This window comes from Mycobacterium angelicum, assembly GCF_002086155.1.
In the GTDB taxonomy this organism is placed as follows: Bacteria; Actinomycetota; Actinomycetes; order Mycobacteriales; family Mycobacteriaceae; genus Mycobacterium; species Mycobacterium angelicum.
Genome location: NZ_MVHE01000247.1, coordinates 1 through 603, shown reverse-complemented (window position 1 = coordinate 603; position 603 = coordinate 1). Strand labels below are relative to the sequence as shown.

Here is a 603-nt window from a genome sequence, read left to right as displayed (position 1 = left end):
GTTGGTCGAGTTGGGCGGCTTGCGCGCTGGGCAGCGGGTCCTCATCCACGCCGGGGCCGGCGGGGGCGGCCAAGCCGCCATCCAAATCGCCAACCACCTTGGCGCCCAAGTCTTTTCCACCGCACACCCCAACAAACAACACATACTCAAAGACCTGGGCGTCCCGCCCGACCAGATCGCCTCCTCCCGCACGTTGGATTTCCTCGACGCCTTCAACGAGGCGACCGATCGCCAAGGCGTAGACGTGGTGTTGAACAGTCTTGCCGGCGACTTCGTCGACGCCTCACTGCAACTGCTGCCCCGCGGCGGATCCTTCATCGAAATCGGCAAGACCGACATCCGCACACCCAGTCAGATCACCCACGATCATCCCGGCGTGATTTACCAGGCCTACGACCTACAGACAGCCGGACCCGACGACCTGCACCACGCATGGGCCACACTGACCGACCTGTTCACCGCGGGCAACTTGGCGCCGTTACCCACCACCAGCTACGGCCTACTGCAAGCCCCCCACGCCTTCCGCGACATGAGCCAAGCCCGGCACACCGGAAAGATCGTGCTCATCCCGCCGCTCAGCTGGGATCCCGACGGCACGGTGTT

At 64.5% G+C, this 603-nt stretch carries 1 protein-coding gene; it reads left to right on the top strand.

Annotated elements, in window-relative coordinates; translation table 11 throughout:
- On the top strand, nt 1–603 hold a 603-nt coding region (locus BST12_RS29230; protein ID WP_139802077.1), incomplete at both ends, for a zinc-binding dehydrogenase.